Genomic DNA, 22,847 nt, shown 5'->3' with positions numbered 1-22,847 from the left:
CTGTTATCCCTTGCCCTGCAAGGGCTCAGAAATCTGCAAAACGCTCACTTAAAAAGCGCGATGCTTCAGCTCTGGCTTCTTCAGGGAAGTCATGACCCCCATCAAACAAATAGAGTTCCACCTGGGCGTACTTTTTTGCCGCATGGACGAACTCTCGAACTCCTCGGATTGGAAAGAGACGATCCCGTAAACCTTGACTTAGAAACAATGATTTTCCCTCCAACAAAGGTGCTAAGCCTGGAATATCCCCCAGCTTCAACAACCCTGGAACGTACCACGCGATATTGTGTTGGACATTATCTTCAATAAAAGATTGAATTGTCCCAATACCACAGCTGGACACCCCTACACGTACACGCTGGTCTGCACACAACGTGAAAAGTACATTTTGGCCTCCTAAACTGTGCCCAACGGTTGCAAGACAATCTGTCTGAACATCATCCCTCGATACCAAGTAATCGACAACATACATAGCGTCAAGAGTATAGTCTCGTTGTAGGCAAGCTCCTTCCACCAAAGCCTTTGTGCCAAGAAATTGTTCGTGGGCTTTGCCAAATAGGGAGTTGTTACGTTCCTCGAATCCAATTGCATCCCAGGTAGCAACAATAAATCCCTGCTCTACAAAAAAATGTGCATAGCGCATATTTGAATTGCCCACAATTCCTGCAGGCTCGCTCTTTCCAAATTGATACTCTCCGTTATGTTGATGATGGGCTAGAATAGCGGGGCATTTCTTACTGTTCCTTGGCACCAACACATACATAGGAATAAAGCGTGTGCCAGCGGTTAATAGCAACTTCTCGCGCCGGTACGTGGGAAAAATAACCTCTTCAATGAGTACCGATCGAACATGGTCTCGATCAGATAACCCATCTCCGAGCAAATGGAAAAATTGTTGTAATAATTCGCTCACTTATTCCACCTCCTCGTTTCGTTTCAAGTTGTACTAAAGGAAAGACACCGTGCCTACATTCTGAAAAGCCTTCACACAGTTGCACAGGGTCTTGTAGGTAAAACATTACACTGGAGGCGTGTGCAGATATTAGAAAACGGTTACAGTCGCACTATCCGTCTCAACATGCCCCCTCCTACATCCTCTAATAGAAGCCGAATACCACACCCACCATTAAACCAACGATGGATTGTTGGGTCAATTATTTGTCAAAATAATTAAAATTATTTTTAATTAACATCAATGATGTACACGACACTAAGTGTATGTCGTGTAGATGAAATTTTAGAATATTGTCTTTAATCACACTGTGTCGAGAAAACGAGACCTTCAATCGGGGTTCGGATAGCATGACCATCACCAATCAACTCTTGAATGAAACTAACTTCAGTGCAGTATTTTGCACCCCTTAATCCACAATGCCCTGTCATGTTATTTGTGCTTTTGAGAATAGAGTGAAGCAAATAGCTAGTGGCCCCTGAAAAAGTCCACGAATTGAATAAAGAAAAGGAATCGCAATGCCCGTTGGTGAAGTGGTTGTTGTCGAGACAATCACAGATCCACCCGAGGTGTGTGCGAATTCCTTTTGCTTGAGAGTTCGGCATCATGCCTCGGGAATCCTGTTAGGAGGCATGAGAAAATGCTACGAACTCACCAAAATCAAGTGACACTATGGGACTCAATTCTCCCCGAATCTCTGCTTTCGCTACCTGCGGAACTTGAACGTATCGACCAGATTTTGAATGACGAGCGATTCATGTGGCCATTCCTGGAGAACTTTAATACCACCATGGGACGTCCGACTGTCCCCGTTCAGACCTATCTTCGACTCATGTATATCAAATTTCGTTATCAGCTGGGCGATGAAACACTCGTTCAGGAGGTCAGCGACAGTCTTCACTGGAGACGGTTCTGTCATATCGCCATTGACCAAAAGGTACCTGACGCAACCACACTCCAAAGCTCGTAAGCGGTATGGTGAGGGCACGATTGAACATCTAAATGAATTGCTAGTCAAGAAACTCAGCGAAGAAAGAGTCATTCGTCATCGCAAGTTTCGTACAGACACCACGGTGGTGGAGTCGGATATCCATCACCCAACGGATGCAACGCTCTTACAGGACGGGGTAAGTGCCATTACTCGGACGATAAACAGGATTCGTAAGGTGGCGTCCCACGCTACAGAAGGGTTTGTCGACCAAACTGACATCGTAAAACGAAAGGTGCTGTCTTTCGCGAAAGTGTTGCGCCGACGCATGAGCCGGTCCTGGGATGAAGTGAACAAAATTACGCAGGACGTAGTCGAGATTACGGAAAGTGTTCTGCAGCAGGCAGAATCAGTGATTGAAAAGCTACAGCGGTCAACGAAGCAGTCTGTGCAAAAGCAAAAGCACGGATTGCAATCTTTGGTGGATCAAACTGAGCGGAAACCGTATTATTCCAGACCGACTGATTAGCATCCATGACCCGATGGCTCGGCCAATTAAGAAAGGTAAGCTGGCCAAGAAGGTTGAGTTTGGATACAAGGTCCGGATTGACGAAACGGAGAGCGGATTTGTCACCGGTTACGCAGTCTACTCTGGAAATCCATCTGATGACGAGATGTTGATCCCTGCAGTGGAACACCACCAAGAGATATTTGGCTCCGCACCTCATGCAGTAGCAACCGACCGGGGATTCGGCAGCCGTAAAAACGAGCGGGTCTTGCAAGAGGAACTTGGGGAAAACATGTCAGCACTCCGTTTCGAGGAAAGAAAAGTAAGAAACGGACAGAGCTGGAGCAGGAACCTTGGTACAAGGACTTACAGCGATTTAGAGCAGCAGGAGAAGCAAAGATTGGCCTCTTAAAACAGAAGTACGGACTCAACCGCAGCCGATTCCGTGGACATTCGGGCACGGCGGTGTGGGTTGGGTTCGGAATTCTAACCCACAACCTAAGAAGAGCAGCCCAGGTAAGCAAATAAGTTGGCACGTGGATACCAATCACCGATAGCTCCTAATAGAAACACTTCATCCGAATCGGGCCGACCTGACCGCTGCAAAAATGTAGACTTTTTCAGGGGCCACTAGCTAGAATTAAGGGTATTATAAATATAGTCTGTGACAGTCCCGGAACGATATTAGGAATGAAGTATTCAATCAACGAAGCCCCTTGCGTTAATACCAAATACAATTAAGATCCGAACCCTGTACGATGTAGCAACATCCGTTGTACCTTTGTGCATACACCGACAACGAGAACGATTGCTTAATCGGTGGACGTAGGAGGGGATGTCCGCCCCACTTTCTTCATATTTATTTGAACCTCTTACACTATATTTTGGGTCGACACCAGATAAGGTTGAAAGCATTTCTTAGACCGATTTATTCGATTGACTGAGGATTTCCATCAACTATTCCGCTAAGTAGGTTTAGGGGCCGCGATTGGTATGGAAGCTGTGGAAACTGGCCGGATTCGGCCAGTTTCATCGCAATATTGCGCTCCGATGGGCATGCATGTTTAGAGAGACGAATGCCAATTAGACTGCATCCCAAATCCGACGGGCATTATCCATGCCGATTTTGGACCCAGCCCGGCAATCCTCCATTCCTTCAAATTCAATGGAAATATAGCCGTCATAGCCTTACTGTTTGACCAGACGTATCACTTCCCACATATCGATATCTCCGTGTCCGACAATGGCGCCGCGCAAGAAATTGCCACCCGCCGTCTGAAACCAACCATCCCCTGGGTTGCGATACGAAGGTCGGACGTAAAAATCTTTTAAATGCACAACCGATGCGTAGGGCAGATTTTTCTGTACGGACACAGTTGATTGTTCATCAGCGCACATAAAATTACCGACGTCTAACGTTGTCCTGAAATTGTCCCGATCCACCGCTTTGACCAACCGCAGCACCCGATCACTTGCCTGGACGAAATAGCCATGGTTCTCCACACTCGTCGTGATGCCATACTGCTTTGCATAGTCGGCAATCTTGCGGCAAGCACCGGCAATACGAGGGAGATCCTGCTCAAACTGCTCCAGCGTCGCTTCTAGTATCGGCCGCCATGCCACGTCATGGCGCATATACTTTACGCCGAGTCGATTGGCGATGTGGACTTCGCTCATCACCCGTTCAATCTCCGCTTCATAGGCCACATGGCTGTCTTGGATAAAGTTAGCCCCTATCGCATAGTTGGAGACATCAAGCCCGACCTTTACCTCCCGCTCCCGAATTTGGTCTACCAACTCCGGATTGTCAGACAAGGTATACCCGATTGGAACGATTTCCACATGTTCACCGCCATTTTCAGCAATCCAATCAATCACCTCTAACACGTTCATTTCCTGCTTGTTCAGCGCTTGAAAAAAGCTGTAGGTACTAAGTCCAATTTTCATCTTGAAACACTTCTTGAAAGAACAGAAGTCTATGCTGAGCGCCAATTTTGCTTAGCGCGCCTATGCAAAAATGAGTGACTTGTTTGATTTCAACTGTAGATTTAGCACAACCCAATGATTAAAATAGTGCAGGTTTGAGCGTCCATGTCTGCAATTCAGACAGGGAGACAATGTTCGGTGCAGTAAACTCGGGTGGAAACACCACCCACTTCGGCCCCCATAGCACTTCCTTTTTGGTGTGTTGTACGCTTTTTAACGTCCCCTTGACGATGGCAACTGAATCTTCCTCCGATAAATCTTGCGCAATGATAGATGCCAACGTGCATGTCATATCTATCGGATTGACACGCTGCCCGGCCACTGTAAAACAATCGGGCAGCTGTTTATCCAGATAGATGGATGGATAATCACAAACATCTGGCGAGATGGCCTGAATGATGTCCCGGACTTTGGCTGCCCCGGTGAAATCGCTGTCGACATGTCGTTCTGGTCCATATAACATTTCTGCGGGAAATGGTTGCTTGTATAGGTATTTGTAAAAGAGCATGAAGAGATCAGAGGCGCTGATGGATTGGTGATTGTGTACGGTAAAATACAAGTCTTGCCCAATGCCTGCTGCGACCTCGCGAATCTCCTCATCACGAAGCGAAACTTGTGGGGCACGCGCCAATTCCAGCGCCTCATCTGCAGTAATATAACGAACATGCTCCTTTGTCTGGGTATAGCGTAAAAACTCGCCCAACATACTCAGGTAATGCTTCAGTTCTTCCCTTGTTCGCAAAGGAGGTATGCGCCACTGTTCTTTAGGAGTATTCACACCCAACGCATAATTGTGGCCATCCCAGAATTCCTTTGTCGCAAATTCGCAGGGATGATAAAAAATGCTGATGAACCCCCCCTCATCCAAACATGCTCTGTGATAGCCATCAAACGTTTGTATCGCTTTGTCCAGCCCATCTTCCTCTAATTCCATACGCATCGTCGCCGCGATATCTGTCAGGTTGAGCAACCCGCCGTACCAGAACGGAACACCGTTCAAGCGAACCTGGTCATGACAGTCCAGATATACAGGAAGCCCCCAGTGCCTCAAGGTTGGTAAGGGTTGCGGTGCCCAAGAGTAGCCGGCTTGACCGTAGCATGTTGCTGCTCTGCTTACACTCGCTTTGAGTGCCTGCAGGCCAGGCAATTCCGTCGCTTCAAACTGGTGCGCACCATCGCGAAAACCGTATGCCTCCAAATACTCGCTGACCGTTGGATGATAGCTGTGCAAATCCGTGTGGAAGCCTATGCCATGGCCGTTCAATCTTGCGAAAATATCATCGCGCTCATTCTCTTTTAATCTTCTGACTTTTTCGCCAACCAATTTAAAAGTGCCCTTGATGGACAACGAATCAAGCAACTCGAGCAAACCGTATAGGGCATCATCAGACTCTTGCGTGATGTAATCTTCGACATCAAACCACAGTAACATATTGACTGTCTTCAGCGAGCCGTCCCCCCTGAGCTGGCATGAGAGGCCGCCCAAAGAGCTCCTCTCACACCATTGCCTATATCACCTAGCGTGTTTTGTACAACCGCCTGATTCCTTTGTTTGCCGAATAATCTCGGCACCTTCATCTACGTCTAGCAACGGCCAAAAGGTCTCTCTCAGAGATGAACCCCAAGGTTTAAAAGTTGCACCGTTTCTCCCGTCTGCGCCGATTCATTTGCGGCAAGTGTCACAGCCAACGTCTTTAACGCTTCGTCATAAGGAACGAGAATCAAGGACCTATCCCCAGTCTCCAGCGCTTGAAGGAACGCCAAATCCTGTTCTTTGTAAAAATCCACTTTGGATTTTTTGATGATGGTCTTCTCCTTTTCGACAATGGTCAACGTTCCGCCATCCACGGTCAACCGGAACCCATTCCCCATCACTTCCAAACCCGAGCGGTGATCCGGTTGTAGGAAAGTGGTCCGCACATGTCCCACACCGCCATCTTTGAATGCAACATTGACGGTGCCAACATCATAGATGTCGAGGTTTTCAATGTCCTTGGCCGCCACTAGGCTCATGAACGCCTGTACAGATGTCACTTCGCCGCCCAAATATCTCAACAAATCCACGATGTGCGTGGTTTGCTCCACGAGCTGGCCGCCGGATTTCTCCATCACGCGCCACCAAGGCGTCGGCACAAATGAAGTACAGTAATAACCGTCAACCAAGGCTACCTGCTTTTCTGCCAAATAAGCCTTCGCTTCCTGGGCAATATCCCAATAGCGCAAACAGTATCCTGTGCCAGAAATGACACCAGACTGGCGAATCACGTCCGCTTTCGCTTGGACAATCGACAAATCCAATCCCAGCGGTTTTTCCACAAAAATGTGGATGCCTCTTTTCACCACGTCTTCTTCGATGGTGCCGTGCGCGAACGGTGGCACACAGACAAACACTGCGTCCAGTTTTTCGCTGTCAAGCATCTTGATGCTATCTGTGTATGCAACGGATCCATATTTTTCCGCTGAAGACGTCGCCGCCTGCTCGTTGATGTCGCTCACAGCAACAACATCCGCAATTCCCGATTCCTTCACATTCTTCAAGTGCGCTTGCGCAATGCCACCAACACCAATAAAACCGATTCTCAATGTCAAAACCAAACACTCCCGTCCTGAAATCAAGTCGATACCTTTGTGTAATTGTTCGCAATGCCGCTATTGACTGACATCTTCGTAATTCTGCCTGTGTGGGGCACATCCTGCATGACCGTTTGCCAATCGGATTTAATCACAATCCATGATGAAACTCATTTGCCGAGACGTATCGTGAATCATCTGATTGGCATCCACTTTGTAAGGCGACAACTCAGCTGTAATGTAGTCGTCATAACCGACATCGCGCAGCGCCTGCCGCACAGACTTCCAGTCTACGTCCCCGGACAACAACGGTACGAATCCGGTGATGTTGCCGACACTCGTCGAGAAATCCTTGACGTGCACTTTGACAATGCGTTCGCCCAATGAACGTATCCACTGCTCTGGAAAGCCAAAGTTCAACACGTTGCCTACATCAAAATACGCGCCGACGAAAGCGTAGGACAGTTCATCGATGTAGCGGACCATGTCGGTCGGCGACAACAGGAACTTGTTCCAGACGTTCTCCACGCCAATCTTAACGCCAAGCTGTTCAGCATAAGGTGCCAATTGAGCCAACTCCTGCTGACTGCGCGCCCAGCACTCTTCATATGACGTCTCTTTATCCACCCGTCCAGGCACAACCAAAATTGCATCCATTTCCAACACAGACGCAAGTTCCAACTGCTTGCGCACAATACTGACCCCTTTGGCCCGCACATCTGCACTTGCTGCCGAAAGAGGGGATTGCCACAAGAGGCCATTGGACAGGCTTTTCAGCTCAAGTCCATGGTCGGCCGCCATTTTTTTGATGGCTTTCGCTTCAGCGTCGGTAGTTTCCAACGTCAAACCGACACCACCTGGTTCGTATATGTTCAGCTCCACCCCATCAAGCCCAGCGGCTTGACTGACTTCAAACACTTGTTTCAAAGGCGTCCCGTCTGGAAAGCACCATTGATTGACTGCTTTTTTCATTGCGCATTTCTCCTATCCTAAAAATAAAGTCGATATCCTGGTGCTGCTCCATCCGCGATACCTCGATTGACTGGTATTTTCATGGTGCTGCTGGTGCGGGACACATCACGCATGGCGGTCTTTTCACTGATGGCTCCCGTTGATGTTTATATTCACGGTGATGTGCAAAAACAGCCACTTGCGACTTGCGACTAACCTTTGATGCCTGTGAAGGCGATACCTTGAACAACAAACCGCTGCAAGAAAATAAATAGAATCAAAAGTGGCACTGTCGCCATCACAGCCCCCGCCATCAGGAGTGGAAACTGTGTCGTATAAATGCCTTCAAGATTTGCGATCCCCACGCTCAATACACGCATGCTGTCGCTGCTTGTGACAACCAGTGGATACAAGAAATCATTCCAGCTCCAGAGGATGTCGAAGAAAGCGAGTGTCGTTAAAGCCGGTTTGGTCAGCGGTAAGGCGATCCGCCAGAACACACCCCAGTATGATAGTCCGTCAATTCTCGCTGCCTCCTCCAAATCCCTTGGCAATCCCATGAAAAATTGCCGAAGAAGGAATGTACCATAAGCCGAAAAGACTCCCGGCACTATCAAAGCCCAAAAAGTGTCAAGCCAATTGAAATTGCGCAACTCGATATACTGCGGAATTAAAACTACCTGATAAGGAACCATCAAAATGGCCAAAACCATCAGAAATATGACGTTCCGACCAGGGAATCTAAGCCGGGCAAATCCGTATGCAGCCATGGCGCACGTCAACAGCTGTCCTGCTGTCCGCCCGACCGTCATGATAATGGTATTCCAGTAATATCGAAGGAAATCCACTTCGGTTAATGCCTGATGATACCAATCCCACTCAAAGTGACGCGGTATCCAGACTGGAGGAATCTGCACCGATTCTCCATACGTCTTAAAGCTGGTCATAATCATCCAGAAAAACGGCAGAAGCATCGTCGCCGCCCCGATGGTCAAGATGGCATAAACGATGATCCTCGACCACACATGACTGTTCCGTTGCATTTCGACGCCCTCCTTTAACCCTGTTCATAATGAACCCAGCGCTTTTGTAACCACATTTGAATCAAAGTCACAATCAAAATGATGACGAACAGCACCCACGCTTCTGCCGACGCATAGCCAAGCTTGAAGAACTGAAAGCCATTTTGATATATGGACATCACAATCGGACGAACAGCCTGCACCAATACGCTGTCACTGGTCATTGAACCAGCGCCGACGAAAATATACGGCAAATCGAATACCTGCAAGGCACTGATCAACCCAGTCACCAAAACAAAGAAAATGGCCGGCGACAACAAAGGCAATGTGATTTTGAAGAACTGTCGCATGGGCCCCGCCCCATCGATGGCGGCTGCTTCGTAATAAACTGGCGCAATAGACTGTAACCCCGCGAGGAAGATGATCATGCTGTAACCTATCCCGCCCCAAATGGCTACAATCATGACAGATACAAGCAGATACCTCGGATCTGAAATCCAGTGTGGACCATGGATGCCCAAAAACGAAAGCAGGTAATTTAAGAGGCCGCTGTTCGCATTGAATATCCACTTCCATACCACGCCAATGGCAATCGGCATCGTTACGCTCGGCAGGAAAAATATCGTCCGCCAGACGATGCGCCCTTTCACTTTTCCATTCAGCAGTACAGCGACGATGACGGAAAGCGCAATGCCGATTGGCACGACGACCACAGTATAGACAAGTGTATTGCGCATGGATTGCAAGAAATCGGGATCATGGAACATTTGGACAAAATTTTGCAACCCAACAATTTTTAACGCGCTCGATCCGTCCCAAGATGTGAAGCTTAGGAAAAATGAATATAGAATCGGGTATACGTTGAAAATCAGTAATCCAATGCAGGTTGGCGCAATAAACACGTATCCCCAAAACCATTCGCGCTGGTAAAACGGGGGACGTCCAGATCGGACTGTGCCTTTTCCGACGCTTGTACTCTGTTTTTGCTCCATCACCGTACTCATTTCCCTAACACCTCCCTAAGTACCGGGGGGTGAATGCCCCCACCGTTCCGGTCAATTACTACTCTGCAGCGCCTGATCCGCCTCTTGCTGCGCCGCTTTCAGTCCCTGCTCTGGCGTCTCTTTGTTGAGCCAAATGTTCGTAAAGTGCGTCGTCAGCGCGCTTTCCCATTGCGCATTTGGTCCAGTCGGATATGCTGTCGCGTATTTGGCCTGATCTAGGAAAATCTGCAAGTTGCTGAACCCTTTCATAGACTTCACCCAGGGTTCTTGCGTTCCGTTGTACGCCGGGATAACCGTTCCAGTATCGGCCTGCGTAAGTGCAGCTGCCTTTGAACCCAGATATTCCTCAAATTTCATATCGGCGGCTTTTTGCTTGGAATTGGCGTTCACCACCCAGCCAATACCGTGAATAATGTTTCCGTAATGGCCATCAAATTCGGGGAATTTCACGACACCCACTTTATTGCCAAGCGCCTGATAAAACGGATGCGCATTCCAGTCACCCGCTGTGATCATGGCAATTTCCCCTGACATAAACGCTTGATAGGGATCATTGTCTGTTTGCCATTGCCCTGTCGGCGCCGACTTATCTACATACATCAAGTCATACAGGAACTGAATTGCCTTCAATGATGAAGTACTGTCCACGTCCACCGATTTCTTATCCTTGCTGATGATCTGACTCCCCGCTGAGACCATCAACGGATACTCCACTTCCTGTGACGAATTCTCATCAGCGATGCCCCATTGCTTGCCGGCAATCGTCAACTTTTTGGCTGCTGCCCGCACATCGTTCCATGTCCAATTGTTGGTTGGATAAGGAATATGCGCTTTGTCAAACAGCGCTTTATTGTAGAACAGGCCTATTGTGTCGTAATCCTTGGGAACTGCATAATGCGTGCCATTGACTGAATACATGCCCACTAGGTTTTTTGGATAATTATTCCAATTTAAATTGACATTGAGCGGTGCAAAGAACCCTTTGTTCTCAAAGCCCAGGAAATTGGGCCCATTCATCCAAAATACGTCCGGTCCGCTATGTGCCGCGAGGACTGTCTGTAACTGCGTGTAATAGGTTTGACCATTTTGCAGTTCGGCATCTACTTTGATATTGGGATTTTGCTTCATGAAGTCCTTTGCAATCTGTTCCAATGCTGGCTGCTGATTCTTATCATTGAACCACCAAACAATTGTGACTTTCCCGCCACTACTGCCGCACCCAGCAAGCAAGCCAGCTGCAGCTGTGACGATAAGCGTTGTTTTCGTGAATTGATTAAACCAACGTTTCAAACTGCATCCCCCTTAGCAGATCGAAATACCGCTAGAACCACACTTTTTCTACCCGAACGCCACTTTTTAAGCAGGAAAAGCCAAAACAAAACAACGTCAAACCAGCAAAGTCCAATTGTGCAAACACTCATTGAAATACTCCCTGCACCTTGATCTGTCATCCCCTTGATATTGGTACATCGTTACCTTATGTACGCTTTTTCACCTCAACAGCTGTATCGTCCAACAAGGTGAAGAATCGTACGCGAAACACCCCCCTTCAGGTATCAATCCAACAACTTCCGTACCGATTCAAGGGCGACCTATCTCGCGACGTAATTATCACAATAAGCTAAAATTTCAGAAATCTAACCCTGGAATCCGATGCGGAATTTTGTATAATTTCTCATTGTTTTTGTGATATTATCGATAACTTAACAATAAAACAAACCAAATCAATCATTTATGTTATAAAAAGTGACGTGATCGACATCAAAATATGAATAACATTTTTAGTGTCATATTAAGTAACACAATTGTTATCGTTCACTTTTCATTCAGCACTGTGGTTCTAATTAGAGATTCACCAAGGTACCCGTCTTTACAGAACGACATGCCGCCTGCAATACGCGCTCTGCTTCAATGCAGTCCCTCAGCCGCGGCAACTGCAGACGTCTTACGTCCTCACCAGCGACCAAACGCAAAAATTCTTCCGCCATCAGGACCATGGGTTCGTCCCCATAGTGCAACTCAGCGGTGCGCGCCTTCGTCCGCTCCTCCACATGTTGGCCATACGCGCATATATCGCTGGTCCCCAGTGTACCGACAACAGACAACGAGAAACTGCGGTCGTCTGTGTCAGGGATCATCTCTGACCCAATCGACGCCATGCCCGCAACCACGCCGTTTTCAAACACCAATTGAACACTTCCGGCACTTTCATTGATTGTGCCCTGATTCAGCACATTGGTTGTGGCACAAAATACACTTTTCACCTTGGATTGCAACAACCACAAAATGGTGTCGACGAGGTGCCTGGTCATGTTGGCGAATGCGCCATCCCCCGCGAGCTGCCCACCAGAAAAATCAACCGTGACACCTGTATTGCTGACACCATGCACGGCGACAATATCACCTAGCTTCCCCGACGCAATGATTTCTTTGAGATTGGCGACGACAGGGCTCAACCGCATCGGAAATGCCGGGATGAGGAGTGCATCGCTTGCGTCTACATCAGCAAGCAAATTCCAGGCTTCCGTTTCGCGCGTCCCTAGCCATGGATCACATAGCAACGGTTTTTCCAGTTGCAAGACTTGCAAAATATCTGCAAAACGACGTTTGTCATGCCCAAGCACAATAACGCCGTCCGCCTCTTTCATCAACGCTTCCTCAGATGCGACACCCCGAATCCCTGCAACATTTTCGTGGCAGACTGCCACGTCTGCGACTCGTTGGCACATCATTACGTCTGATACGCGTAATTCCTGCTTTAGACATCGAATGAACGGTTCAGACAAGCCATACTGATAAGAGATGATCCCAATCTTCATCAAGACACCTCCGAAACGGAAACTGGCGCTTTATTCCGTGCGGATTGAATCGCAGCCAATGCCACTTTCAAACTTTCCCCCGCATCATGTAAGGAAATCGGACTTTTAGTATCCTCTTTGATACATCGAACAAAATCTTTGATTTGTCGTGTCCACGGATCTTCCCTGAACGGGGTCAATGGTACCTCCACGGCTGCCACAGACGTCAACGCATCGGCGTGAACAACCATCGGGTTCGACTCATGATTGTCATGCGACCAGTGATGTCCCCCAACCTGGACCTCGACGCGGGCATGAAACCCACCTGTATACATCCAGCTTACTTCAATGTGAGACACGCTCCTGTTTTCATGATGCAGCGTGATGAGCGCGTATGTCTCATTCAAGCCTGCTGTCTGGGCGAAAACAGAAGCCACAGGGCCGAACAACAGCCGCGCAAAATCGATGTCGTGCAGAGCCAAATCAAGGATAATTCCCCCAGACTGCTGTGTGTTTAAAAACCAGTTACCGCTGCCTTCGGGACTCTTCGCTCTACGTTTCGCCAACAGCATTCCGTACTCGCCAACAGCCTGCGCCCGCTCCAAAATCAGCCGATACTCCGGAAAATAACGCAGTACATGCCCCACCATCACTTTCGCTTGCGCGTTTTGTTCAGCGGTTCGCAGTCGCTCTAACTCGCTCCATTCCCGTACAGCCGGTTTCTCAATAAACACATGTTTTCCATGCTCAAGCGCCAATTCAGCAACTTGAGCATGCAGATGGGAAGGCAAACAAATGTCAACTATATTTACATTTTCATCTTGAAATGCTTGTGCCAGCTGTATACGTGGCTGTGTGATGCGTTCTGGCCAAACCTGACATTGCATGTCTGGAATACTGTCATACGCCTTTTTATGAATGACACCCATGCTGCCTTTGCCAAGCAGGAGAACCCCAAGCGCCACTATGACCACCCCCTACATCTGACAAGCTAACGGCATTGAACATGCGGGCTAAACTCAATGCGCCAATACCGACCAATCCAGCCGATGGCCCATAAGATGCTTTGGAGATGTGCGGTGTGTCACGCATCCTCGGCAACAGTACGGACTGAATCCCCTCTTTGATTGCCGAAAACATGACACCACCCGCCGCCATGACACCGCCGCCAATGACGATGGTGTCCAGATTTAATATGTTGGTCAGATTGCCCACCGTGTGTCCGATCATTTTCCCGGCATCCGTCACAATTTCATAACTGATCGCATCCTTCTGCTCAGCAAGCGCAATGACCGTTTTTCCATCGACCCAGTCCACACCCACCTGTTCCCCGCGTCGCTGCACATATGCCCGGGCAATCGCCGGTCCAGACGCAACGGCCTCCAGACAGCCGCGTTTTCCGCACCTGCACATCGGGCCATCATGATGAACCGTGATATGCCCTATCTCGCCCGCCATGTCGTTTGATCCCGTAAAAAGTCGGCCATTTAAAATGAGTCCAGCGCCAATCCCCGTACCAATGGACACGTACACGACATTTGATTGGCCACGCGCGGCGCCATACACAAACTCTGCATAAGCCGCAGCGTTTGTATCATGTTCGATGACAGGAACAAAACCGAGCGACGCTTTTAATCGATCAGCAAGTGGAAAATCATGCCATCCAAAGTTATCAGCTTCAATCACAATGCCATTCAAACAATCGACGATACCTGAAGTACAAATGCCGATGCCGAGGATCTTCCATGCCTGACTTTCGCAGTATTGGCACGTATCGGAAATGATCTCCATCAATTTCTGAAATACACCTTCGCCACCTTCGGATGGCGTTGGGTAAACCCACTGTTGCCGTAGATGCATGACCAAATCCAAGACGCCAATTGAAATTTTCGTACCGCCAAGGTCGACGCTGATAAAATAGCCGCCCTCCGGATTCATTTCCAGTAATTTCGGTCGCCGCCCTCCCGAAGATGTAGCGTACCCGCATTCGCGAAGCAGTTCACTGGCGTGGAGCTGGTTGATGAGTGTAAACACAGTGCTCGGTGAAAGCCCTGTATGCTGCACGAGATCTCGCTGTGAAATCGGTGCCTGCTCCTGAATCATTTGCAGGACTAGACTCAAATTGATATCTCGCAATAACCGATGATTAGCTGTATTCATTTCAAACCACCCATAGCAAAAATTTCTTTCTGGCTCTCGTTACTTTTTTCGATTGAAAAAGTATCTACATGAAAATCATATGACGAATTATAAGAATATTCAATATATCGGATCGAAAATTTTGTTTTTGGCAAACGACATCGAAATGACCTGCCGCGAAACTTCATCCACTTGCACCAGTTCCTTTTTTCCAAGTTCTTCAGACGTTCTATAGACTTTCATATCCATGGATGGCACCTTCTCTACTTTGGTGTGATGTCCATTACCTGAGTAGCTCTTCTATTGCCGACAAATCGCTGTCTGCCATTGATACATTTGCCGCAATGCCAATTAAGCAGGACATCACGCCTTCTCGTGAACCAGCCAGATGTTTCAGCGCCCATTCTTCTACCCACCGACCAGGAACAAATCGTCCCGCAAACGTTTGTCCCCGCCGCCGTGCATTCCTTCTTTGACGGGCACATCAAGAGTCTGTACACCGCCGAACAATGGATGGAAGCCTTATCGTTCAACGCAAGAAAACCGGTTGCCCTGTCCTAGCTGACTGATACGCCGCCAAAGCTACTTCCATGGCACGTAACGAATGTTCCACACATTAGATTTCACGACCTACGTCACACACATGCCTCCTTGCTCATCGCACAGGGAGTCCCCGTAAATGTAGTAGTGGCCCCTGAAAAAGTCCACGAATTGAATAAAGAAAAGGAATCACAATGCCCGTTGGTGAAGTGGTTGTTGTCGAGACAATCACAGATCCACCCGAGGTGTGTGCGAATTCCTTTTGCTTGAGAGTTCGGCATCATGCCTCGGGAATCCTGTTAGGAGGCATGAGAAAATGCTACGAACTCACCAAAATCAAGTGACACTATGGGACTCAATTCTCCCCGAATCTCTGCTTTCGCTACCTGCGGAACTTGAACGTATCGACCAGATTTTGAATGACGAGCGATTCATGTGGCCATTCCTGGAGAACTTTAATACCACCATGGGACGTCCGACTGTCCCCGTTCAGACCTATCTTCGACTCAAGTATATCAAATTTCGTTATCAGCTGGGCTATGAAACACTTGTTCAGGAGGTCAGCGACAGTCTTCACTGGAGACGGTTCTGTTATATCGCCATTGACCAAAAGGTACCTGACGCAACCACACTCATCAAAGCTCGTAAGCGGTATGGTGAGGGCACGATTGAACATCTAAATGAATTGCTAGTCAAGAAACTCAGCGAAGAAAGAGTCATTCGTCATCGCAAGTTTCGTACAGACACCACGGTGGTGGAGTCGGATATCCATCACCCAACGGATGCAACGCTCTTACAGGACGGGGTAAGTGCCATTACTCGGACGATAAACAGGATTCGTAAGGTGGCGTCCCACGCTACAGAAGGGTTTGTCGACCAAACTGACATCGTAAAACGAAAGGTGCTGTCTTTCGCGAAAGTGTTGCGCCGACGCATGAGCCGGTCCTGGGATGAAGTGAACAAAATTACGCAGGACGTAGTCGAGATTACGGAAAGTGTTCTGCAGCAGGCAGAATCAGTGATTGAAAAGCTACAGCGGTCAACGAAGCAGTCTGTGCAAAAGCAAAAGCACGGATTGCAATCTTTGGTGGATCAAACTGAGCGGTTGTTAGAGCAGGCCAAACAGGTAGTGAGCGGAAACCGTATTATTCCAGACCGACTGATTAGCATCTATGACCCGATGGCTCGGCCAATTAAGAAAGGTAAGCTGGCCAAGAAGGTTGAGTTTGGATACAAGGTCCGGATTGACGAAACGGAGAGCGGATTTGTCACCGGTTACGCAGTCTACTCTGGAAATCCATCTGATGACGAGATGTTGATCCCTGCAGTGGAACACCACCAAGAGATATTTGGCTCCGCACCTCATGCAGTAGCAACCGACCGGGGATTCGGCAGCCGTAAAAACGAGCGGGTCTTGCAAGAGGAACTTGGGGTAAAACATGTCAGCACTCCGTTTCGAGGAAAGAAAAGTAAGAAACGGACAGAGCTGGAGCAGGAACCTTGGTACAAGGACTTACAGCGATTTAGAGCAGCAGGAGAAGCAAAGATTGGCCTCTTAAAACAGAAGTACGGACTCAACCGTAGCCGATTCCGTGGACATTCGGGCACGGCGGTGTGGGTTGGGTTCAGAATTCTAACCCACAACCTAAGAAGAGCAGCCCAGGTAAGCAAATAAGTTGGCACATGGATACCAATCACCGATAACTCCTAATATTCATCCGAATCGGGCCGACCTGACCGCTGCAAAAATGTAGACTTTTTCAGGGGCCACTAGTTAACAAAGTGCGGTTCTGTTCCGTCAAAAGAATCTCGGCGCAGTCGCGTTTACACGAACCCCGACATCAGCCAGGTCAAAGAAATGTCTTGATCTCCGTATTCTCGAGATCCTCAGCTTAAATGTTTCGTTTGTCGTGACCGCATCGCAGGGTCCATCCGTGCTATAGACAATCTCTTCAGCGCTTGACGCTCTCCACGGCAAGCACGTCACAAGCAGTTAAGATGCTATCTTCACCTGCGCTTCGGATCCGCTCTGGCAACACGTTCGCCCTTCGCACCCTGCGGCCAAGTTCTATTGCCATCGCACTACAAAGTACTCCTCCTTCGCAGTAACAACAGCTACTTCACCCGACACATTTTCATTAATGAACAGCATTCTGTTGCCTCGTAGGCTTCCTTGCTCTCTGATGTATGAGAGACATCCTAAAAAGACACGAATCCCCAGTGCTTTTTCTTCGAGCCCGTATCTAGGCCCGCATTGTTCATCGTGACTCCAAAAACAGATCTAGTTCCACCGTAAACGGGACTGCGTCAGCCGAACCGTCCATCAATGGCAATGAGAGTCTTGCGGCTCACATCATCCAAATGACGGATTTGGTCGTCTGCCAACTGGATGTCTACCGCCCTTATATTTTGCTGCAAATGCTCGATGTTCTGCGTACCAGATGGCCGAGGTCACACCGGCCTGATGGAGAAGCCACGCGATCGCAAGCTCAGATGGCATCACGTTGTGTATGTCCGCCACCCCTTTGACAGCATGGACTAATTCCGTCTCCTTCTCCATGTGATCCGGAAAAAACAAGCGACGTACCTTCCGAAAATCGTCTTCCTTCAGCTTGCGTGGCTCGTCTCCAAGGTGGTAGACGCCGTAAAGGATTCCCTTAGCGATCGAACTGTAGGTCATGATTGCGATATCATGTTCAACTCAATATGGGACCAAATCATGTTCTATCGAGCGATGTAATACTTTCGTAACTTGTTCGGCAGTTCAGAAATTTTTTCACATGGTCTAGGCCTATGGCAGCAAACATAAAGTCTCCGAACATACCGGGGATGGTGTTCCAGTCGGCGCATAGTTCATCCCATCCGCTCTTGACAAGGGTACTCCCTCCTGACAATGATTCGCCACGTTCTTTGACTCGAATGCTTCTCTTCTATTCACACATCAACAATTGTCTTCTGACTGACGGAAGTGTCATACTTTCAGAGCGATACCGGTGTGTTGGTACGAGCAGACTCGTACATCGCCAAGATGAGTTTCGACACTTTTAAACTCTCTTCACCATTCACTAGGGGTTCTCGATCATCCTGAACAGCTACAATCATGTCTTCAAACTGACGACAATGTACAGCCTCATTTTCATGATGTGTGGCCTCCTCGATTACCGAAATACGTTGCGCAAGAAGTTTGCAGCGAGCTTCATCTCCGTTTCGAGATTGGTCCCCCAACTGCATTCCACCGACACCGGACCGTCATATCCTACTTCCTTGAGAGTCCGGACAAACTCCTGGTATGGGTACGTCCCGCTACCCGGATAGCGCCTACCCGTGTCTGCCACATGCACGTATGCGACGCGATTGCCGACCACACGCAGGTCACTGAACGGCTCAGATTCTTCCATCATATGATAGAGATCGGCGAGGATTCGGATAGACGGAACGTCCGCTGCCTGAACATACTCATCTGCTTCCAAGAGACTCATGATGACGTTAGTTTCCTTCCGGTTCAAAAACTCCACATTAACGGTTATCCCGTACTTCAGTCCTTTGCCACCTAGCATTGCGATGAAGTCTCTGAGCTGTGATTGGCCCTTTGTACGGTCAAAGCCATCGGGGATTCTTCTTGCGGATCCTGATCCAAACGACAAGTACTTTCCACCCAGTTCACTCATCCTCGCGAAAACCACATCAAGGTATTTATCAAGAACCTGTGTTTGAACGTCGGGACCCACGATACGCAAATAGCCTGGGAGGAGCACATTAAACCCTTGAATAGGAATATCTGATTGGACTATCGAGTGACGTACCTGCGCCCACTCTTCTAGCGCCTCAGGGATAAGTGTCTTGACCTGCAGTTCCGCGAAGTCAAAACCCGCATTTCGAACCATAGACAGTGACTCTACATTCACACAACATCCAAAAAGCAACTGTATACCCTCCTAACGTAGAGATGTGCCATACCCCGTGTGGTTGTGTTGTACAGTGCGAAGCCTACACGGATTACCTGTGTCATCGTGCTCATCTTTACTAAACACGATTACGGCCTTCGTAAGTCTGTTTAAACTCTCTGAGTCAATATCACCCGCGTCCCATACCTCCTGGAAAGCCTTGATTGCCGTTAGAAGGTCTTCGTCTCAACCCGAGGTGTGCAAAATCTCAATTGACTTTTCGATCTCATGGAGGTCGTCAAGAACTCGTTGCAATTCACGTTCGTAAGCTTCTTTATTGCGATCGTACCTGGCTTCATCAAGAATTTACCACGTAGAAACATATCCTCATTACGTTCTAACACCTTGTGCAGTTCCTTCATTTCCGACCAAAACGGGACCTCGGTTTGCACCTTTCAAAGTGGCAAGTACGCTCGTTTTCGTCGGTCGAGAAACTTCTAAACCAGCAAACATTGTCAACGTGTCATATACGAATTGCGACGTCTTCTCCTCTTCAAATGACAATTCAGGATTTTGATGAAGATGCCGACGCCAAGTAACAATCTCCTCTTTCGTGGATTCTACGATGGAATGAAGGTCAGACAGATGGACTGACATGATGCCCGTTCTCCTTTGCTGTGGAAGTTAACTTTACGAAATATCGACTCGCACTCGGATAATCAACCCAAATGGTGACTCCGGTCGGTTTCGTTCCTACTTGCGATTGAACGCCCATGTAATGGGGAGGAGTACCCAAATCGTGAAAATAAATAGCAACCAATAAGGACAACAAACCCAGAGATAATTTGTGTCAGAGACAACTGTTCTCCTAAAAATAAAAACGCCAGTATACCCGTGAAAATTGGATTAAAATTTAGAAATATACCAGCCGCAGTTGGTCCTAATTTTTGCACCCCAACATTCCATAGAACCATACAAACTACGGTGGAAATAATCCCTGTATATAACAATGAGCACAAAAACTGGACGTTGAAATTGACGACCGTAAAATTAGAAATATTAAATGGAACGAGCAGAAGTAGACCAAAAATCCCGGAGTATAAAGTAGATGTCATCGGCGATACATGTCGCATAGCCCATTTTCCAAAAACCGAGTAAAGTCCCCACATGCCGACTGCAGCAAGCATCCACAGGTCCCCTGAGTTAAGACGAAAATTCAATAAACTTGTGATACTTCCATTGAAAAGAAACACGATTACGCCAAGAAAGGAAAGCGCTAACGCAACTCCTTGTAAAGGTCGTATTTTATCGCGAGTTAACAAATACGAAAACACAGCGATTGACACAGGGTTCAATGTGGAAAGTAATCCGTCAGTAGTCGCTGTAGTGTACTGTAGAGAAACAAATTGAAATATGTTAAACAGCACAACTCCTGTTAGCGCCATTAGGAACATCGGAAGGACAGATTGAAGTGGTGGCAGTTTTCTCTTTTCCTTCATTCGAACTATCGGAAAAAGGAATAGAATTGCTATGATCCAGCGCAAATCCGTAATCGTCATCGGTGAAGCATGGTTGACGAGGAACTTTCCCACCACAAAGTTTCCGCCCCACAAAAAACTTGTGAATAGTAACAAAACGATGTATTTCATAAAAGGCTCCTCACTGTCGTTTCAAATTTTTAAATTCACCCACCTATCCTTTGCTTTACTGCATAGTATTCTTCTGTGCCTCAACAACCGGTGGTGAAAGCCCGGAAATATTCCTGCTACGTATTGCATCATCGAGGAATCTTTTCCAGACAAATTCAAAACACAGTAGAGGCTGCCCTCAATGTGCTTGCCGTACTTCGAGGGCAGCCTCTCGAGTCTTGGATAACTTACAAACCCTTTCGGCGAACCGACTCTGCACTCAGCGTTCCAGAATAGGTAGCTTTACGGGTTACCGAGGAAACAAGCAACACCACGATGAAGTTTATCAGTAATGCCCAGAAACCTGTGTTTACACCCCAAAGCAACGAGTCATTAGACATCGTAAAATACACCACCATAGCGACACCGACGAGAATACCTGCGAACGCACCCGCTTTACTCACTACACGGCGTGCGAAGATAGCCAGGAGCACTGTCGGAAAAAACTGCGAAACAAAGTTGTAACCCATCAGCAACAACGTTACAATCGCGGCATTGCTGTGGATAGAGAACAGGAATGTCACAGCGGCCACGACCCAGACCATGACCCGTGCAACTGTTTGAACCTGCTTAGGAGAGGCATTATTGCCAGCGATGGGACGATAAATGTTCTCCGCAATCAGCGTTCCAGCGCACATCAACATGAGCGATCCAGGAACGATAGCTGTAAGAACGCCAGCACCGCCGATTACGCCTGCCACCCAACCTGGAAACACTTTCTGTACAGCTTCAAGAAGTGCCAGGTTACTGTTTTTCAGGCCTGGTGTAATCAAAATGGCCGCAAAACCAGCGAAGAATACAAACAGCAAAATCAATTGGTAAAGCGGAAGAAATATCGCGTTTTTACGGAACACACGTTCATGTTTTGCGGTGTAAACTGCACCAAACGCATGTGGCCACATATAAAAACCGAGGCCCGTCAATGCGACCGTAGAAATGAACCATGGAACTCCCATTCCTTTAGCACCGAGAGTTAAGAAGCCAGGTTTTTCGGCATTGATTTTCGTGAACATTGCATGGAAGCCCCCAACATGCATCGGAAGAGCGATACCAATCACAATAACAACGGCGAGAATTGTAATATCCTTTAAAACTGCCGTCCACGCCGTACCGTGAACGCCGCTAATCGTCACGTAGAACGCAAGAACCAGCATGGCTATACCAATGGCTACGGACTGATGGATGGCGCCATACGATGCGGTTTCCACAATCAAACCGAGGCCTGTCATCTGTGACTGCAAATAAGGGACAATCGCAACGACACCGACAATGGCGACAAGAATGCCTAACCACTTGCTGTCAAATTTCTATTAAAGAAGTCCGGCTGGGAAATCAGGTTATGTTCTTTTGCGTACCTCCAAACAGGCGGCAGAATGAAATATGAGAAAAGATACGCAACTGCCCCGTATGCAAGGATATATACTGTCGGTCCACCGGTTCCATACGCCCAACCGCTTCCTCCAAGAAAGGTGAAAGTCGTATAAATTTCACCTGCCAAAAGCAGGAATACAAAGAGAATACCGAAACCACGTCCGCCAACAGACCACTGCTCCAGGTCCATCTTTTTTCTCCGCTGGGAGAGAAGAGCTAGAACAAGGGAAATAAGAATGGTTGCAAAAATGATGATAATAGGGGCTTTGTGCATAAAGCTCACTCTCCTCCCTTGTTTGTCGGGTCAAATTTGTAAACAATGGCCATACAGATGGATGTTAAGATGACGCAAACCACCATATAGAAAAAGAGAAAAGGCATACCAAGTACAATCGGCATTGCATGATTGGCAAAGGCTACTCCGACAAAAATAAATAGTAGCGGGACAAGGGTCAGCCAACGGATTGCCATGTCAGTCACCTCCTTCTGCGTTCGACTAGAAAAC

Annotated in this window: 19 protein-coding genes and 4 pseudogenes; 3 read left to right on the top strand and 20 right to left on the bottom strand. The window is 47.9% G+C overall.

Features of this window, described 5'->3' with window-relative positions:
* Positions 1–25: 25 nt before the first annotated feature.
* Positions 26–913 (bottom strand): alpha/beta hydrolase family protein, encoded by an 888-nt coding sequence (locus tag NZD89_RS11605; protein WP_268007874.1) that lies wholly within the window; start codon positions 911–913, stop codon positions 26–28.
* A 679-nt stretch (positions 914–1,592) separates the two neighbouring features.
* On the opposite strand from NZD89_RS11605, the pseudogene NZD89_RS11600 reads away from it, so the two are divergent.
* Positions 1,593–2,916: pseudogene (locus NZD89_RS11600) on the top strand (ISNCY family transposase).
* Between the two features lie 555 nt (positions 2,917–3,471).
* On the opposite strand, the pseudogene NZD89_RS11595 reads toward NZD89_RS11600, so the two are convergent.
* The 11 genes and pseudogenes from NZD89_RS11595 to NZD89_RS11545 all read right to left on the bottom strand — a co-directional run bounded on the left by NZD89_RS11595 (position 3,472) and on the right by NZD89_RS11545 (position 15,108).
* Positions 3,472–4,335, bottom strand: a pseudogene (locus NZD89_RS11595) (sugar phosphate isomerase/epimerase family protein).
* A 118-nt stretch (positions 4,336–4,453) separates the two neighbouring features.
* A complete protein-coding gene (locus tag NZD89_RS11590) occupies positions 4,454–5,806 on the bottom strand; it encodes a polysaccharide deacetylase family protein (protein ID WP_268007873.1) in 1,353 nt (450 codons plus the stop codon).
* Between the two features lie 176 nt (positions 5,807–5,982).
* Positions 5,983–6,963, bottom strand: a complete 981-nt coding sequence (locus NZD89_RS11585) for a Gfo/Idh/MocA family protein (protein WP_268007872.1) — start codon at positions 6,961–6,963, stop codon at positions 5,983–5,985.
* A gap of 129 nt (positions 6,964–7,092) precedes the next feature.
* Entirely contained in the window at positions 7,093–7,917 is an 825-nt protein-coding gene (locus NZD89_RS11580) for a sugar phosphate isomerase/epimerase family protein (RefSeq protein ID WP_268007871.1), read from the bottom strand.
* Between the two features lie 191 nt (positions 7,918–8,108).
* Complete coding sequence (locus NZD89_RS11575) at positions 8,109–8,939, bottom strand: carbohydrate ABC transporter permease (protein ID WP_268007870.1); 831 nt, start codon at positions 8,937–8,939, stop codon at positions 8,109–8,111.
* 14 nt (positions 8,940–8,953) lie between these two features.
* Entirely contained in the window at positions 8,954–9,922 is a 969-nt protein-coding gene (locus NZD89_RS11570) for a carbohydrate ABC transporter permease (RefSeq protein ID WP_268007869.1), read from the bottom strand.
* Positions 9,923–9,973: 51 nt separating this feature from the next.
* Positions 9,974–11,212, bottom strand: a complete 1,239-nt coding sequence (locus NZD89_RS11565) for an ABC transporter substrate-binding protein (RefSeq protein ID WP_268007868.1) — start codon at positions 11,210–11,212, stop codon at positions 9,974–9,976.
* Positions 11,213–11,766: 554 nt separating this feature from the next.
* Entirely contained in the window at positions 11,767–12,741 is a 975-nt protein-coding gene (locus tag NZD89_RS11560; RefSeq protein WP_268007867.1) for a Gfo/Idh/MocA family protein, read from the bottom strand.
* Positions 12,741–13,685, bottom strand: coding sequence for a Gfo/Idh/MocA family protein (locus NZD89_RS11555; RefSeq protein WP_268007866.1), 945 nt, complete (start codon positions 13,683–13,685; stop codon positions 12,741–12,743). The genes NZD89_RS11560 and NZD89_RS11555 overlap by 1 nt, the downstream gene beginning before the upstream one ends.
* Positions 13,633–14,880, bottom strand: coding sequence for an ROK family transcriptional regulator (locus NZD89_RS11550; protein WP_268007865.1), 1,248 nt, complete (start codon positions 14,878–14,880; stop codon positions 13,633–13,635). Before NZD89_RS11550 ends, NZD89_RS11555 begins: the two co-directional genes overlap by 53 nt.
* A 99-nt stretch (positions 14,881–14,979) precedes the next feature.
* Positions 14,980–15,108 (bottom strand): hypothetical protein, encoded by a 129-nt coding sequence (locus NZD89_RS11545; RefSeq protein ID WP_268007864.1) that lies wholly within the window; start codon positions 15,106–15,108, stop codon positions 14,980–14,982.
* Positions 15,109–15,234: 126 nt separating this feature from the next.
* On the opposite strand from NZD89_RS11545, the gene NZD89_RS11540 reads away from it, so the two are divergent.
* Together NZD89_RS11540 and NZD89_RS11535 are read left to right on the top strand one after the other, a co-directional pair.
* A complete protein-coding gene (locus NZD89_RS11540; protein ID WP_268007863.1) occupies positions 15,235–15,420 on the top strand; it encodes a hypothetical protein in 186 nt (61 codons plus the stop codon).
* 295 nt (positions 15,421–15,715) lie between these two features.
* A complete protein-coding gene (locus NZD89_RS11535; RefSeq protein ID WP_268007862.1) occupies positions 15,716–17,074 on the top strand; it encodes an ISNCY family transposase in 1,359 nt (452 codons plus the stop codon).
* A 277-nt stretch (positions 17,075–17,351) separates the two neighbouring features.
* Here NZD89_RS11535 and NZD89_RS11530 read toward each other — a convergent pair whose 3' ends face one another.
* The 8 genes and pseudogenes from NZD89_RS11530 to NZD89_RS11495 form a co-directional block, all read right to left on the bottom strand.
* Positions 17,352–17,477 carry a hypothetical protein gene (locus NZD89_RS11530; RefSeq protein WP_268007861.1) on the bottom strand — a complete coding sequence of 42 codons (126 nt, stop codon included), beginning with the start codon at positions 17,475–17,477 and terminating at the stop codon, positions 17,352–17,354.
* 275 nt (positions 17,478–17,752) lie between these two features.
* Complete coding sequence (locus NZD89_RS11525; RefSeq protein WP_268007860.1) at positions 17,753–18,079, bottom strand: aldo/keto reductase; 327 nt, start codon at positions 18,077–18,079, stop codon at positions 17,753–17,755.
* Positions 18,080–18,378: 299 nt separating this feature from the next.
* Entirely contained in the window at positions 18,379–18,630 is a 252-nt protein-coding gene (locus NZD89_RS11520; RefSeq protein ID WP_268007859.1) for a Gfo/Idh/MocA family oxidoreductase, read from the bottom strand.
* Positions 18,558–19,322 (bottom strand): sugar phosphate isomerase/epimerase family protein, encoded by a 765-nt coding sequence (locus NZD89_RS11515; protein ID WP_268007858.1) that lies wholly within the window; start codon positions 19,320–19,322, stop codon positions 18,558–18,560. The genes NZD89_RS11520 and NZD89_RS11515 overlap by 73 nt, the downstream gene beginning before the upstream one ends.
* Positions 19,323–19,712: 390 nt before the next feature.
* Positions 19,713–19,940, bottom strand: a pseudogene (locus tag NZD89_RS11510) (amidohydrolase); the annotation flags it as partial.
* Between the two features lie 62 nt (positions 19,941–20,002).
* The gene (locus tag NZD89_RS11505) at positions 20,003–20,932 is read right to left on the bottom strand and encodes a DMT family transporter (protein ID WP_268007856.1); all 930 of its coding nucleotides are present in this window, start codon (positions 20,930–20,932) and stop codon (positions 20,003–20,005) included.
* Between the two features lie 227 nt (positions 20,933–21,159).
* Positions 21,160–22,616: pseudogene (locus NZD89_RS11500) on the bottom strand (sodium:solute symporter family protein).
* Between the two features lie 5 nt (positions 22,617–22,621).
* The gene (locus NZD89_RS11495) at positions 22,622–22,813 is read right to left on the bottom strand and encodes a DUF3311 domain-containing protein (RefSeq protein WP_268007855.1); all 192 of its coding nucleotides are present in this window, start codon (positions 22,811–22,813) and stop codon (positions 22,622–22,624) included.
* Positions 22,814–22,847: the final 34 nt, after the last annotated feature.

It is taken from the genome of Alicyclobacillus fastidiosus, assembly GCF_026651875.1.
GTDB classification, from domain to species: domain Bacteria; phylum Bacillota; class Bacilli; order Alicyclobacillales; family Alicyclobacillaceae; genus Alicyclobacillus; species Alicyclobacillus fastidiosus.
This window is presented reverse-complemented; position numbering and strand designations above follow the sequence as displayed.